Source organism: Bradyrhizobium sp. USDA 4452 (assembly GCF_054063575.1).
Genome location: NZ_JBSSGK010000001.1, coordinates 2351843 through 2366380, shown reverse-complemented (window position 1 = coordinate 2366380; position 14538 = coordinate 2351843). Strand labels below are relative to the sequence as shown.

The following is a 14538-nucleotide window of genomic DNA, read 5'->3' as shown; positions in this document are numbered from 1 at the left end:
GCTCGGCCGCGTCAATTTCGCTTTATTTGAACAGCGAAGTGTTCACCGGTGAACGGCACTTTTCGGTAAGATCACCCATCCACGCTGCCGTTGCATGAGGGTCCCACCATGAGCTTCCGCCGCGACTATGTGACAAAACCGATCTTCTCCTGGGCGCGTGGCGTGCTGCCGACCATGTCGGACACCGAGCGCGAGGCGCTGGAGGCCGGCGACGTCTGGTGGGACGCCGATCTCTTCACCGGCAATCCGGACTGGTCGAAATTGTTGGCATTCGCGCCGGCCAAATTGACCGACGAGGAGAACGCCTTCCTGCACGGCCCGGTCGACGAGCTCTGCGCGATGCTCGACGAGTGGAAGATCAATTGGGAATGGCGCGATCTGCCGCCCGAGGTGTGGGCCTTCATCAAGGCGAAGAAATTCTTCGGCATGATCATCCCGAAGGAGTTCGGCGGCCTCGGCTTCACGCCCTATGCGCATTCCGAAGTGGTGCGCAAGATCTCCTCGCGCTCGCTGACCGCGGCCGTCACCGTGATGGTGCCGAACTCGCTCGGACCGGGCGAACTGCTGATGCGCTTCGGCACGAGGGAGCAGCAGGACAAATGGCTGCCGCGCCTCGCCTCCGGCCAGGACATTCCCTGCTTCGGCCTGACCAGCCCCGAGGCCGGCTCCGATGCCGCCTCGATGATCGACAGCGGCATCGTCTGCAAGGGCAATTTCGAAGGCCGCGAGGTGATCGGGCTCAAGCTCAACTGGCACAAGCGTTACATCACGCTCGGACCTGTCGCGACGCTGCTCGGCCTAGCCTTCAAGGCCTATGATCCCGATCATTTGGTCGGCAACGAGGATGAGCTCGGCATCACGGTAGCGCTGATCCCGACCCATCTGCCCGGCGTCTCGATCGGCCACCGCCATCTGCCGGCGATGCAGGTGTTCCAGAACGGTCCGAACTGGGGCAAGGACGTCTTCATCCCGCTCGACTACATCATCGGCGGTGAGGAGCGGCTCGGCCAGGGCTGGAAGATGCTGATGACGGCGCTCGCCGCCGGCCGCGGCATCTCGCTGCCCTCGCTATCGGCCGCAGGCGCCGCCTATGCCGCGCGCACCACCGGCGCCTATGCCCGCATCCGCGAACAGTTCGGGATCTCTATTTCCAAGTTCGAGGGCATCGAGGAGCCGCTCGCGCGCATCGCCGGCACCGCCTATCTGCTCGACGCCGCGCGGCGGCTGACTTGCGCCGCGCTGAACGAGGGGCATCACCCCGCGGTGATCTCCGGCATCATGAAGCTGCACGCCACCGAGCGGATGCGGATCGCGATCGACGACGCCATGGATATCCATGGCGGCAAGGCCGTGATCGACGGGCCGCAGAATTATCTCGGCGGGCTCTACCGTTCGGTGCCGGTCGGCATCACGGTCGAGGGCGCCAACATCCTGACCCGCAACCTGATCGTGTTCGGCCAGGGCGCGATCCGTGCGCATCCCTATCTGTTGCAGGAGATGAATGCGCTCAGCGAGACCGATCGCGACAAGGGGCTCACTGCGTTCGACACCGCGTTCTGGAAGCATGTCGGCCACAGCTTTGCGACCATGTTCCGCGCCTGGGGCCGCAGCTGGGCGGGCGGTTTGTTTGCGCCGGCGCCGGATGCCGGCGATGCAACGGAGTTCTATCGCCAGCTCTCGCGCTATTCGTCGGCATTCGCGCTGTGCGCCGACATGGCGCTGCTCACGCTCGGCGGCGCGTTGAAGCGCAAGGAGATGCTCTCGGCGCGGTTCGGCGACATCCTCTCCGAACTGTATCTGCTCTCCGCCGCGCTGAAACGCTGGCAGGATGAGGGCCGGCAGAAGGAGGATCTGCCTGCGCTCGAATGGTGCATGGCATCCGGCTTCAAGACCATCGAGAACCGCTTTGCGGAAATCCTTGCCAATCTGCCGAACCGCCCGGTGGCATGGCTGCTGAAATTCCTGATCCAGCCGTTCGGCGCACGCGTCACCGGCCCGTCGGACCGCGTCGTGCATCTCTGCGCACAACTCGTGCTGTCGCCCTCAGCGGCGCGCGACCGCCTGACGCCGGACCTCGCCTTTGTCGAGGACGACGGCGGCATCCCGCGGCTGGAAAAGGCCTTCCGCCTCGTCACCGAGGCCGAGGATGCCGCCAAGCAGCTGCGCGCGGCGCGGCTGCATGACTGGAAGGATGCCGTCAAGAAAGGCGTCATCACCGAGGCCGACGGCGACAAGCTCGCCGCCGCCCATGAGGCGGTGGCCAAGGTCATCGAGGTCGATGATTTTGCGCCCGAGGCGCTGTCCCCGATTTACAAGAAAACCGCCGACGTGCATCAGTTCTTCCAGGAGCTGGGTGAGCAGAGGGCGGCGAGCTGATGGCGCGACCAGTCTTTATCGTCGACGGCAGCCGGACGCCGTTCCTGAAGGCGCGCTCCGGTCCCGGCCCGTTCACCCCGGTCGACCTCGCCGTTCAATGCGGGCGGCCGCTGCTGGCGCGGCAGCCTTTCGCGCCCACCGCCTTCGACCAGGTCATCCTCGGCTGCGTCAACGTGATCGCCGACGAGATGAACCCGGCGCGGGTTGCCGCGCTCCGGCTCGGCATGGGCGAGCAGATGGTCGCCTTCACGGTGCAGATCAATTGCGGCTCCGGCATGCAGTCGATCGATACCGGCTACCGCTACATCCGGGAAGGCATCTCCGATCTGATCCTCGCCGGCGGCGCCGAGGCGCTGAGCCACGCACCGCTGGTCTGGCCGAATTCCGGCGTACGCTGGTTTGCCGGCTTTGCCGGCGCCAAGGGCTTGGGGGCCAAGATCGCCGCGGCGCTGAAGGTGAAGCCGAGCTACTTCAAGCCGATCATCGGCCTCGAGCGCGGGCTGACCGACCCGATCACCGAGCTCAACATGGGGCAGACCGCCGAGAAGGTCGGTCATCTCTTCGGCATCACCCGGGCGCAATCCGATGCTTACGCCGCCGAGAGCCACCAGCGGCTCGCCAACGCGCAGAAGCAAGGTTTTCTCAAGGGCGAGGTCGAGACCGCGTTCTCCCGCGACGGCCAGTTCTACGACCATGACGACGGCGTCCGCCCGGACTCGACGCCCGAGACGCTGGCCAAGCTGAAGCCGGTGTTCGAGCGTCCCTGGGGCCAGGTCACCGCCGGCAATTCCTCGCAAATCACCGACGGCGCGTCCTGGGTGATCCTGGCGTCCGAGACCGCGGTCGCCAAGCACGGGCTGACGCCGAAGGCCGTCATCCTCGACAGCCAATGGTCGGCGCTCGATCCCTCGATCATGGGGCTCGGTCCGGTGCTGTCGGCGAGTGCGCTGCTCAAGCGCAACGGGATGACCTTGCAGGAGGTCGAGACCTGGGAGCTCAACGAGGCCTTTGCCACCCAGGTGCTCGGCTGTCTCGCGGCCTGGAACGACGACAAATTCTGCCGCGAGATTTTGGGACTTGACGGCGCAGCCGGCGAGATCGACCGCACCAAGCTGAATGTCGATGGTGGCGCGATCAGCCTCGGCCATCCCGTCGGCACCAGCGGCAACCGCATCGTGCTGCATCTGGTCAATGCGATGAAGCGGCTCGGCACCAGGCGCGGCGTCGCCACCGAATGCATCGGCGGCGGGCAGGGCGGCGCGATGTTGATTGAGACGGTGTGATCATGGATTCACGGATCATGGACCTTCTCGCCGACCGCGAGCTCGAACTCGGGCCGAAGCCGGTTGCCGACAGCCCGTACAGGAATTTCAAGCTGACGCGTGACGAGGACGGCATTGCCTGGCTGCTGTTCGACCGCGCCGGCACCAGCGCCAACACGCTGTCCGCCGATCTGCTCGAGGAGCTCGATGCTGTCGTCACCGCGCTGGAAAACCAGCGGCCGACCGGGCTCGTGGTGCGCTCCGCGAAAAAGAGCGGCTTCATCGCCGGCGCCGACGTCAATGAATTCCGCGGCGTCAGCGATCCCGGCGCGGTCGAGACCCAGATCGGCCGGGCCCATGCGGTGATCGACCGGCTCGAAGGGCTGCGCGTGCCGTCAGTTGCCGTGATCCACGGCTTCTGCCTCGGCGGCGGCCTCGAGGTGGCGCTGGCCTGCCAGATGCGGATCGCGATCGACGATGCCAGGTTCGGCTTCCCCGAGGTGATGCTCGGCCTGCATCCCGGCCTCGGCGGCACCGTGCGCTTCACGGAGCTGATCAACCCGATGCAGGCGATGACCCTGATGCTGACCGGTAGGACGATCGACGCGCGCCGCGCCAAGGCGCTCGGCCTGGTCGACGCCGTCACCCAGGAGCGTCATGCCCGCAACGCGGTGAAGGGCGCGGTGTTCGGCCGGCTGAAGCGCGCCAAGCCCGGCGTGCTCAATTCGATCCTCAATCTGGGGCCGGTGCGCGGTTTCCTCGCCTCCCGGATGCGCGGCGAGGCCGAGAAGGCGGCGCCGCGCAAGCACTATCCGGCGCCGTATGCGCTGATCGATCTCTGGGAGAAGCACGCCGGCAACCGCGCGGCGATGCTGAATGCGGAGAAGGCCTCGTTCGCCAATCTGATGGTCACGCCGACGGCGCAGAATCTGATCCGCGTCTTCTTCCTGCGCGAGCAGATGAAGAAGATGGCCGGCAGCGGCAACAAGGTTGAGCACGTCCACGTCATCGGCGCCGGCGCGATGGGCGGCGATATCGCTGCCTGGTGCGCCAACCAGGACATGCGCGTCACACTCGCCGACATGAAGGCCGAGCCGATCGCAGGCGCGATGAAGCGCGCCGCCGAGCTATTCGGCAAGATCATGCGCAGGAAGATCGACCAGCGCGATGCGCTCGACCGGCTGATCCCCGACATGGACGGCGAGGGCGTCCGCAACGCCGATCTGATCATCGAGGCGGTGCCGGAAAAGCTCGAGCTGAAGCAGAAGGTCTATGCCTCGCTCGAGCCGAGGATGAAACCAGGCGCGATCCTTGCGACCAACACCTCGAGCATCCCGCTGCAGGACTTGCGTACCACGCTGGCGCGGCCGGAGCGGCTGCTCGGCCTGCATTTCTTCAACCCGGTGTCGCGGCTGCAGCTGGTCGAAGTCGTCAGCCATGACGGCAGCGACACTGCGATGCTGAAAGAGGCGCGCGCCTTCGTCGGCGCCATCGATCGCCTGCCGCTGCCGGTGAAGAGCTCGCCGGGCTTCCTCGTCAACCGCGCGCTGACGCCCTACATGCTGGAAGCAATGATGATGCTGGACGAGAAGACCGACCAGCGCCTGATCGACGCGGCAGCCGTCGAGTTCGGCATGCCGATGGGGCCGATCGAGCTTGCCGACCAGGTCGGCCTCGACATCTGCCTCGATGTCGGCGACATGCTGCGCTCGAAGTTCGGCGACACCTTGCCGCCGACGCCTGCGTGGCTGCGCGAAAAGGTCGCCAAGGGCGAACTCGGCCGCAAGACGGGCAAGGGCTTCTACACCTGGAAGGACGGCAAGGCGGAGAGGGTGCCGCTGCCGGAGACCGGTCCGAAAGCCAGCGACGAGATGATCGACCGCCTGGTGCTGCCGATCTCCAATGTCTGCGTCGCCGCCCTGCGCGAAGGCATCGTCGACGATCCCGATATGGTCGACGGCGCGATGATCTTCGGCACCGGCTATGCCCCGTTCCGCGGCGGCCCGCTCAACTATGCGCGCAGCCGCGGCGTCGACAATGTGGTGTCGACCATGCAAACGCTGATGCGCAAGTTCGGCGGACGATTTGCGCCGGATCCCGGCTGGGAGACTTTCAAGTGACCGACACCCAAACGCCCAATGCTCATGTTCACGCGCCGCCGATCAGCGGCAACGAGCCGCAGGGTGACCTCTGCATCCGCACGCTGGCGATGCCGGCCGATACCAATGCCAATGGCGATATCTTCGGCGGCTGGCTGCTCAGCCAGATGGATCTCGGCGGCGGCGTGTTCGCCTCGAAGGTTGCGAAGTCGCGCACCGTGACGGTCGCGATCGAGGCGATGAACTTCCGCAAGGCGGTCTATGTCGGCGACCTCGTCTCCGTGCATGCCAATCTCGTGCGCGTCGGCCGCACCTCGATCACGGTGCATCTCGAAGCCTGGGTGCTGCGCCGCCGTGAGCAGCAGTCGATCCTCGTCACCGACGGCAATTTCACCTACGTGTCGATCGACGAGCAGGGCCATCCGCAACCGATCCAGCGCGATGGTGCGACGATTTCGACCTGACGTCTTTTGCGCGAATAACGCCGCTGATTCGGCGCGAGAGCAAACGCGTCGAAACTGAGACAGTCGTGCGATCCGGTTGCAAAAAGGGCTCGTCGTTTCGAAAATAAATCGAGGAACAATCAGACGGCGACACCGTTGTCGGGCCGGAATCAAACCGAGGCCGACTATGTCCGACTGCTGCGTCATCGAAGTGAGTTCACAGACCGCGGGTATCGTGGTGCGCGATGCCAAGGGTTACGCGTTTTTCGCCGCTTCGCAACGCTTCCAGGCCCTGGAGGGCCAGATTTTCCGCAATGCACGCGAGGCCGAGCGCGCGGCGCGGCGGCTTGTCACTGGGCAGGATTTTCAGCTGGCTTCCTGACAAGGAGCTTTGCGGCGCGGCGTTTGCGCGCGCTGCGATAGCCTGTATTGATGCATCCGAATTCACGGAAACGTTTTTCGGATGTCGCAGACACAAAACAAAGCGCTGCTGTTCGATATCGACGGCACGCTCGCCGATACCGATCCGCTGCATCTGGCAGCGTTCAACCGGGTGCTCGGTCCTCACGGACACAGCTTCGATCACGCGCGCTTCGGCAAGGAACTGCAAGGCTTCTCCAACGCGTCGATCGGCGAGCGCTTCCTCGCGCACGAGCCGGCCGAACGCCGCGCCGTCATCCTCGGCGAGAAGGAGCGGATCTTCCGCGAATTGGTCTCCGGCCAGATCGCGCCGGTGCCGGGATTGATGGCGCTGCTCGAGGCGGCCGATCGCGCCGGCGTGCCGATGGTGGCGGTGACCAACGCGCCGCGCCCGAACGCCGAGCTGCTGCTCGCGGGACTGGGCATTGCGCACCGCTTCAAGGCCGTCGTGATCGGCGATGAGCTGGCGCACGGCAAGCCGCACCCATTGCCCTATCTTGAGGGGCTGCGCCTCGCCGGCGCGCAGGCGTCGGCTTCGCTGGCGTTCGAGGATTCGCGCTCCGGCATCCAGTCGGCGACGGCGGCGGGCATCGCGACGATCGGGATGCGAACCGGGCTCAGTCATGCCGATCTGGTCGCGGCCGGTGCCGTTGCCAGCGCGGCGGCATTCGATGATCCGGAATTGATTCGCCTGGTTGCATCGGCAATGGCGTGGTGAGGAATCGCGGCGGCACTCACCGGCGCGAGATTGCTGCAATGCAGTTCTTGACCGCGCCGGTGCTTGCTCGTTGACGTCAGTGCCGATCGGTCGCACCATGGGCATGAGCATGATCCCGGAAAGGCGGAAAACGGTTTTCCGAATCGACCATGCCCGACCAATTGCCGTTTCAAGGGGGCCGCCGTGGCCGGACTCTCCCATCGCCAGACTGAAATCCTCAACATCGCACGCGCGTTCGGCCGGGTCATGGTCGAGGACCTCGCCAAGCGATTCGAAGTGTCGGCGCAGACCATCCGCAAGGACCTCAATGATCTCTGCGACGAGCGGTCGCTGACCCGCATCCATGGCGGCGCGATCATCGCCTCGGGCGTCGAGAACCTCGCCTATGAGGCGCGCCGCTTCGTCGCCGCCGAGGAGAAGAAGGCGATCGGCGCCGCCGCGGCTGCGCGGATTCCGAACGGCTGCTCGTTGTTCATCAACATCGGCACCACGACGGAAGAGGTCGCAAGCGCGCTGACCTCGCATGAGGACCTCCTGGTCATCACCAACAACCTCAACGTCGCGATGCTGCTGTATCGCCATCCGCGGATCGAGGTGGTGGTGGCCGGCGGCACGGTGCGCCGCGCCGACGGCGCGGTGGTCGGCTCGACCGCGACGCAGCTGATCGGCCAGTTCAAGGTCGATTACGCCATCATCGGCGCGTCCGCGATCGACGAGGAGGGCGCGCTGCTCGACTTCGACTATCGCGAGGTGCAGGTGGCGCAGGCGATCATCGCCAATGCGCGCAACGTGATGCTGGTGTCCGATTCGACCAAGCTCCGCCGCAGCGCGCCGGTGCGCATCGCGCATATGAGCCAGATCCAGACCTTCGTCACCGATTCGCCCTTGCCTGCGGGCCTCGCCAACATCTGCCACAGCCGCGGCATCGAGGTGGTGGTGGCGATGGACAAGCCGGCCGTCGACATCGACGACAACGGCGCCGACGCCGCACCCGCGACGCTGCGCAGCGCGTAATTCCGGACTCTCTGATCAAAGCGTTCACTATCAGACCCGTCACCCTGAGGAGCGCGTAGCGCGTCTCGAAGGGTCGACGGCCACTGCTCGGGCCGCGCACCCTTCGAGGCTCGCTCCGCTCGCGCCTCCAGCGACAGCGGCGAAGTCGCTGCGCGGGGGTGACGGGTCTTGTACTGGATGGGCCGAGGGAAAGGTTGCCCCTGCCGCGGTCACCTCGCCCAAAAAATCCCCAGCAGAAGTTCCCCATTTTCACTTTGCTTTCGTTTTTGGTTGTGATCTACTCCAATCCGAAAGTAAAACCGTCAAAGCGAAGGCGGTTGCCGGGGGAAGCGTTCTTTGGACCGAATTTACGACCTCGCCATCATTGGAGGCGGCGTTAATGGCTGCGGCATCGCGCGCGATGCGGCGGGCCGGGGCAATTCTGTTTTCCTCTGTGAAATGAATGACTTGGCCAGCGGGACGTCGTCCTGGTCGACCAAGCTCGTGCATGGCGGTCTGCGCTATCTCGAGTATTATGAGTTTCGTCTTGTGCGCGAGGCGCTGATCGAGCGCGAGATCCTCTGGCAGATCGCGCCGCATATCATTCGCCCACTGCGTTTCGTTTTGCCGCACCACGCGGGCCTGCGCCCGGCCTGGCTGCTGCGGCTCGGCCTCTTCCTCTACGATCATATCGGTGGCCGGCACCTGTTGCCGGCGACGCGCTCGCTTGATCTGACCCGCGACGTGGTCGGCAAGCCGCTGATCCCCGGGCGCTACACCAAGGGCTTCGAATATTCCGACTGCTTCGTCGACGACGCGCGGCTGGTCGCGCTGACTGCGCGCGATGCCGCCGATCGCGGCGCCGAGATCCGCACCCGCACGAAGGCGGTCGAGATCAGGCAGGTCGACGGCGTCTGGCACGTCACGGTGGAGGACACGGCCACCGGTTCGCGTGAGACGATCAAGTCGCGCGTGCTGGTCAACGCCGGCGGCCCCTGGGTCGAGCAGGTGCTGGCGTCGGGCGCCGGCGTCAACGCGCGGGCCAAGGTACGCCTGGTGCAGGGCTCGCACATCGTGGTGCCGAAGCTCTACGACCACGACCGCGCCTACATCTTCCAGAATGCCGATGGCCGCATCATCTTCGTCATTCCCTACCAGAACGATTTCTCCCTGATCGGCACCACCGATCGCGACTATGACGGCGATCCGGCCGCGGTGAAGGCGACGCGCGAGGAGATCGAGTACCTCTGCGCCTCCGCCAGCGAATACCTCGCCAAGCCTGTGAGGCCGGAGGATGTGGTCTGGAACTACTCCGGCGTACGACCGCTTTATGACGACGGTGCGAGCGAGGCCAAGGCCGCGACTCGCGACTATGTATTCGAGCTCGATACGCCCGGCGGTGCTCCGCTGCTGTCGATCTATGGCGGCAAGATCACCACCTATCGCCGCCTCTCCGAAGAGGCGCTGGAGCGGCTGTCGCCCTATCTGCGCGGCGCGAAGGCGCAGGAGGGCTGGACCGGCAAGGCGCCGCTGCCCGGCGGCGACATGGATGTCTCCGCGGTCGCAGCGTTGAGCGCCGAGCTGGTGCGCAACTATCCGTTCCTCGCGCAGTCCCACGCCAATCGTCTCGCGCACGCCTATGGCACGCGCGCCGGCAAGGTGTTGGGCAACGCAGCATCGGCCGAAGATCTCGGCCGCTCCTTCGGCGCCACCTTGACGGAAAGTGAAGTCCGGTACCTGATGGCGAACGAATGGGCTCGGACTGCGGAAGATGTCGTCTGGCGACGATCCAAGCTGGGCTTGCGGATGACGGCGGGTGAAATCGCCGCGCTCGACGAGTGGATGGCCGCCAACCGCGTGTCCGGTGAACGTCCCCTCCGCGAAGCGGGAGGACGGGCATGAGCGTTACCCTGCAGAATGTCACGCGAACCGTGGATGGCGTGGCGACCATCCGCGATGTCTCGCTGACGCTGGAGCGTGGCACGCTCAGCGTGCTGCTCGGGCCGACGCTGTCGGGCAAGACCTCGATCATGCGGCTGCTCGCCGGCCTCGACAAGCCGGCCACCGGCCGCGTGCTGGTCGACGGCAAGGACGTCACCGGCGCCGATGTGCGGCAGCGCTCGGTCGCGATGGTCTATCAGCAGTTCATCAACTATCCCTCGCTGACGGTGTACGAGAACATCGCCTCGCCGTTGCGGGTGCAGGGCAAGCCAAAGGCCGAGATCGAGAAGCGGGTGGCGGAGGCGGCCGCCCTGTTGCGGCTCGAGCCCTACCTCAAGCGCACGCCGCTGCAGCTTTCCGGCGGCCAGCAGCAGCGCACCGCGATTGCGCGCGCGCTGGTCAAGGGCGCCGACCTCGTGCTGCTCGACGAGCCGCTCGCCAACCTCGATTACAAGCTGCGCGAGGAGCTGCGCGCCGAGCTGCCGCGGATCTTCGAGGCGTCGGGTGCGATCTTCGTCTATGCCACCACCGAGCCGTCGGAGGCGCTGTTGCTCGGCGGCGACACGGTGTGCATGTGGGAAGGCCGGGCGTTGCAGACCGGCGCGACGCCGAAGGTCTACCGCCATCCCGACACGCTGCGCGTCGCGCAGGTTTTCTCCGATCCGCCGCTCAACATCATCGGCATCGAGAAGAAGGGCGACCGGGTGGTCTATGCCGGCGGCGAGCAGGCGCCCGCGGCCGGGCTCTACGCCAAGCTGCCTGACGGCATGTACAAGATCGGCTTCCGCGCGCACCAGCTCGAGGTCGGGAACGTCGCGCCCGATCGCCACAAATTCTCCGCTGCCGTGACGGTGACCGAGATCACCGGCTCGGAGAGCTTCGTCCACGTTCATGTCCACGGCTCGAACTGGGTCGCGGTGCTGCATGGTGTGCACGAATATGAACCCGGGCAGGTGCTCGACGCCGCGCTCGATCCCGACGACATCTTCGTGTTCGACGCGGCCGACCGCCTCGTCGCTTCACCCGCAACAAATTTCTCGAAGTGAGGGAGATGCTTCATGGCCCGCATTGACCTCGTCGATCTCGCGCAGTCCTACAACGGCAATGACGCGCCGCTGGAATCCTTTGCGCTGAAGCCGGTCACCATGACCTGGCGGCAGGGCGGCGCCTATGCGTTGCTCGGGCCGTCCGGCTGCGGCAAGACCACGCTGCTGAACCTGATCTCCGGCATCGTGACGCCGTCGCGCGGCAAGATCCTGTTCGATGGCCGTGACATCACCCCGCTGTCGACGCAGAAGCGCAACATCGCGCAGGTGTTCCAGTTCCCTGTCATCTACGACACCATGACGGTGGGTGAGAACCTGGCCTTCCCGCTGAAGAACCGCGGCGTCGCCAAGGCCGAGGTCGATGCGCGGGTCAGGCAGATCGCCGATCTGCTCGACCTCACGCCGTATCTGAACCGCAAGGCGACGCGGCTCACCGCCGACGCCAAGCAGAAGATCTCGCTCGGTCGCGGCCTGGTGCGCTCCGACGTCGCTGCCGTGCTGTTCGACGAGCCGCTCACGGTGATCGATCCCGAGCTGAAATGGCAGCTGCGCTCCAAGCTGAAGGCACTGCATCGCGAGCTCGACCTCACGATGATCTACGTCACCCACGACCAGACCGAGGCGCTGACCTTCGCTGACACCGTCGTCGTGATGCATGACGGCCGCGTGGTGCAGAGCGGCACGCCGGCCGAACTATTCGACAAGCCGGCGCACACCTTCGTCGGCTATTTCATCGGCTCGCCCGGCATGAACATCGTGCCGGCCGAAGTCTCCGGCCACGAGGCGCGGATCGACGGTCACGTCATCGGCCTGCATCGCAACTATGGTGTCCTGCCGGCAGGCAAGAAGATCGAAATCGGCGTGCGGCCTGAATTCGTCGACGTCGCGGCGCCCGCATCGGGGCTGCTGTCGGCCACCATCGAGCGGATCGACGATCTCGGCCGCATCCAGTTCGCCCGCGTTCGTGTCGGCAACACCAAACTCGCGGCGCGTGTGCCGCCGGGCTTCTCGGTCTCCGGCGATACCGCCGGGCTGATCTTTAATCCCGCTTACGTCCACGTCTATGCCGACAGCCATTTGGTGGAAGGGGTCGCCTGATGGACAAGACCATCAACCAAAAAGCCTGGTTCCTGGTGCTGCCGGTGTTCCTGGTGGTGGCGTTCTCGGCGGTGCTGCCGCTGATGACCGTCGTGAACTATTCGATGCAGGACACCTTCGGCAACAACCAGTTCTTCTGGAACGGCGTCGGCTGGTTCAAGGAGCTGCTCGATCCCTCGACCGATCTCGGCGGCCGCTTTCTGGCCTCGCTCGGCCGCAACCTGTTCTTCTCTGCCGTGATCCTCGCGATCGAGGTGCCGCTCGGCATCGTCGTCGCGCTGTCGATGCCGCGCGAGGGCTGGAGCGTTGCGGCCTGCCTCGTCATCCTGGCATTGCCGCTCCTGATTCCGTGGAACGTGGTCGGCACGATCTGGCAGATCTTCGGCCGGCCCGATATCGGCCTGCTCGGCTATGTGCTGAACCATCTCGGCTTCAACTACAACTACGTCTCCAATGACGTCGATGCCTGGGTCACTGTCATCGTGATGGACGTCTGGCACTGGACCAGCCTGGTCGCGCTGCTGTGCTATGCCGGCCTGAAGTCGATCCCCGACGCCTATTACCAGGCGGCCCAGATCGACGGTGCGTCGCGCTGGGCGGTGTTCAAGGCGATCCAGCTGCCGAAGATGAACCGCGTGCTGCTGATCGCGGTGCTGCTGCGCTTCATGGACTCGTTCATGATCTACACCGAGCCGTTCGTGGTCACCGGCGGCGGCCCCGGCAACTCGACGACGTTCGTCTCGATCGAGCTCGTCAAGATCGCGCTCGGCCAGTTCGACCTCGGCAAGGCCGCGGCGCTGTCGCTGGTCTACAATCTGATCATCCTGATCGTGTGCTGGGTGTTCTACACCGTGATGACCAATGCCGGCTCCGAGCGTCCGGTCAAGGAAGGAGCGGCGTGATGCATTCGATCCCCGACCGCCGCCTGATCATGGCCCTGTTCCTGATCTTCCTGCTGTTGCCGATCTATTGGCTCGTCAACATGAGCTTCAAGACCAACGCCGAGATCGTCTCGACGATGACCTTGTGGCCGCATACGCCGACGCTGCAACACTACAGGCGCATCTTCACCGACGAGAGCTGGTATTCGGGCTACATCAACTCGCTGGAATATGTCGTCATCAACACCGTGATCTCGATCGCGGTGGCGCTGCCGGCGGCCTATGCGTTCTCGCGTTATCGCTTCCTCGGCGACAAGCACCTGTTCTTCTGGCTGCTGTCCAACCGCATGGCGCCGGCGGCGGTCTACGCGCTGCCGTTCTTCAACCTGTATTCGGCGATCGGCCTGTTCGATACGCCCTGGGCGGTGGCGCTTGCGCACTGCATCTTCAACGTGCCGCTGGCGGTGTGGATCCTCGAAGGCTTCGTCTCCGGCGTGCCGCGCGAGATCGACGAGACCGCCTTTCTCGACGGCTATTCGTTCCCGCGCTTCTTCATCAAGATCCTGGTGCCGCTGATCGCGAGCGGCATCGGCGTCGCCGCGTTCTTCTGCTTCATGTTCTCCTGGGTCGAGCTGCTGCTGGCGCGCACGCTGACCTCGGTGCAGGCCAAGCCGATCGCCGCGATCATGACGCGCACGGTCTCGGCCGCCGGCATGGACTGGGGCCTGCTTGCCGCGGCCGGCGTGCTCACCATCATCCCCGGCGCGCTCGTGATCTGGTTCGTCCGCAACTACATCGCGCGCGGCTTCGCGCTCGGCCGGGTCTAGGAGGGCTCATGGACAGCATCGCATGGATGGCATGGACCTGGCCTACCGCGGTCTTCTTCGTGCTGCTTGCCTCTACGCTCGGGATGATGACCTGGCTCGCGATCGCCTATCCCGAGGCGGAGCGGGTCGGCGTGCTACGCATTCCGACCACGCGCGGCGACCGTCTGTTCGTCTCGCTGGTGCTGGCGGCGGTGATCCATTTGCTGTGGATCGGGCTCGTCGGCACCGATCCGATTTTCACCCTGCCGATCGGGGAGGGCGTCGAGATTTCGAGCCTGTGGCTCGGAACGGTATTTTCGCTTCTTGCAGCCGTGGTGATCTTTCGCACCGTCTGAAGAACGCGAAAAAAGAGCAGATCCGGGGTCTACCCGGGCCTGGATTTAGTCGCTGCAACCGGAGGAATCACATGCGACATTTACGAATGACTAAAGATA

At 65.2% G+C, this 14538-nt stretch carries 13 protein-coding genes; all 13 read left to right on the top strand.

Features of this window, described 5'->3' with window-relative positions:
* The first annotated feature begins 108 nt into the window (after positions 1 to 108).
* The 13 genes from ACVISU_RS11310 to ACVISU_RS11250 all read left to right on the top strand — a co-directional run bounded on the left by ACVISU_RS11310 (position 109) and on the right by ACVISU_RS11250 (position 14439).
* Positions 109 to 2376, top strand: a complete 2268-nt coding sequence (locus ACVISU_RS11310; RefSeq protein ID WP_456706996.1) for an acyl-CoA dehydrogenase — start codon at positions 109 to 111, stop codon at positions 2374 to 2376.
* On the top strand, positions 2376 to 3659 hold the full coding sequence (locus tag ACVISU_RS11305) for an acetyl-CoA C-acetyltransferase (protein WP_456706995.1): 1284 nt from the start codon (positions 2376 to 2378) through the stop codon (positions 3657 to 3659). Before ACVISU_RS11310 ends, ACVISU_RS11305 begins: the two co-directional genes overlap by 1 nt.
* Before the next feature lie 2 nt (positions 3660 to 3661).
* Positions 3662 to 5758 carry a 3-hydroxyacyl-CoA dehydrogenase NAD-binding domain-containing protein gene (locus ACVISU_RS11300; RefSeq protein ID WP_456706994.1) on the top strand — a complete coding sequence of 699 codons (2097 nt, stop codon included), beginning with the start codon at positions 3662 to 3664 and terminating at the stop codon, positions 5756 to 5758.
* 89 nt (positions 5759 to 5847) lie between these two features.
* Positions 5848 to 6201, top strand: a complete 354-nt coding sequence (locus ACVISU_RS11295) for an acyl-CoA thioesterase (RefSeq protein WP_063270682.1) — start codon at positions 5848 to 5850, stop codon at positions 6199 to 6201.
* 166 nt (positions 6202 to 6367) lie between these two features.
* Positions 6368 to 6562 carry a hypothetical protein gene (locus tag ACVISU_RS11290; RefSeq protein WP_456706993.1) on the top strand — a complete coding sequence of 65 codons (195 nt, stop codon included), beginning with the start codon at positions 6368 to 6370 and terminating at the stop codon, positions 6560 to 6562.
* An 81-nt stretch (positions 6563 to 6643) separates the two neighbouring features.
* Positions 6644 to 7318 carry an HAD family hydrolase gene (locus tag ACVISU_RS11285; RefSeq protein WP_050400654.1) on the top strand — a complete coding sequence of 225 codons (675 nt, stop codon included), beginning with the start codon at positions 6644 to 6646 and terminating at the stop codon, positions 7316 to 7318.
* 183 nt (positions 7319 to 7501) lie between these two features.
* On the top strand, positions 7502 to 8332 hold the full coding sequence (locus tag ACVISU_RS11280) for a DeoR/GlpR family DNA-binding transcription regulator (RefSeq protein WP_050400653.1): 831 nt from the start codon (positions 7502 to 7504) through the stop codon (positions 8330 to 8332).
* Positions 8333 to 8668: 336 nt separating this feature from the next.
* Positions 8669 to 10213: a glycerol-3-phosphate dehydrogenase gene (gene glpD / locus ACVISU_RS11275; protein ID WP_050400652.1), complete on the top strand. Its 1545-nt coding sequence runs from the start codon at positions 8669 to 8671 to the stop codon at positions 10211 to 10213.
* Positions 10210 to 11298 carry an ABC transporter ATP-binding protein gene (locus ACVISU_RS11270; RefSeq protein ID WP_050400651.1) on the top strand — a complete coding sequence of 363 codons (1089 nt, stop codon included), beginning with the start codon at positions 10210 to 10212 and terminating at the stop codon, positions 11296 to 11298. The genes glpD and ACVISU_RS11270 overlap by 4 nt, the downstream gene beginning before the upstream one ends.
* A gap of 12 nt (positions 11299 to 11310) precedes the next feature.
* Positions 11311 to 12396 (top strand): ABC transporter ATP-binding protein, encoded by a 1086-nt coding sequence (locus ACVISU_RS11265; protein WP_456706992.1) that lies wholly within the window; start codon positions 11311 to 11313, stop codon positions 12394 to 12396.
* Complete coding sequence (locus ACVISU_RS11260; RefSeq protein WP_050400649.1) at positions 12396 to 13298, top strand: carbohydrate ABC transporter permease; 903 nt, start codon at positions 12396 to 12398, stop codon at positions 13296 to 13298. The genes ACVISU_RS11265 and ACVISU_RS11260 overlap by 1 nt, the downstream gene beginning before the upstream one ends.
* On the top strand, positions 13298 to 14104 hold the full coding sequence (locus tag ACVISU_RS11255; RefSeq protein WP_456706991.1) for a carbohydrate ABC transporter permease: 807 nt from the start codon (positions 13298 to 13300) through the stop codon (positions 14102 to 14104). Before ACVISU_RS11260 ends, ACVISU_RS11255 begins: the two co-directional genes overlap by 1 nt.
* Before the next feature lie 8 nt (positions 14105 to 14112).
* Positions 14113 to 14439 carry a DUF2160 domain-containing protein gene (locus ACVISU_RS11250; protein ID WP_050400648.1) on the top strand — a complete coding sequence of 109 codons (327 nt, stop codon included), beginning with the start codon at positions 14113 to 14115 and terminating at the stop codon, positions 14437 to 14439.
* Positions 14440 to 14538: the final 99 nt, after the last annotated feature.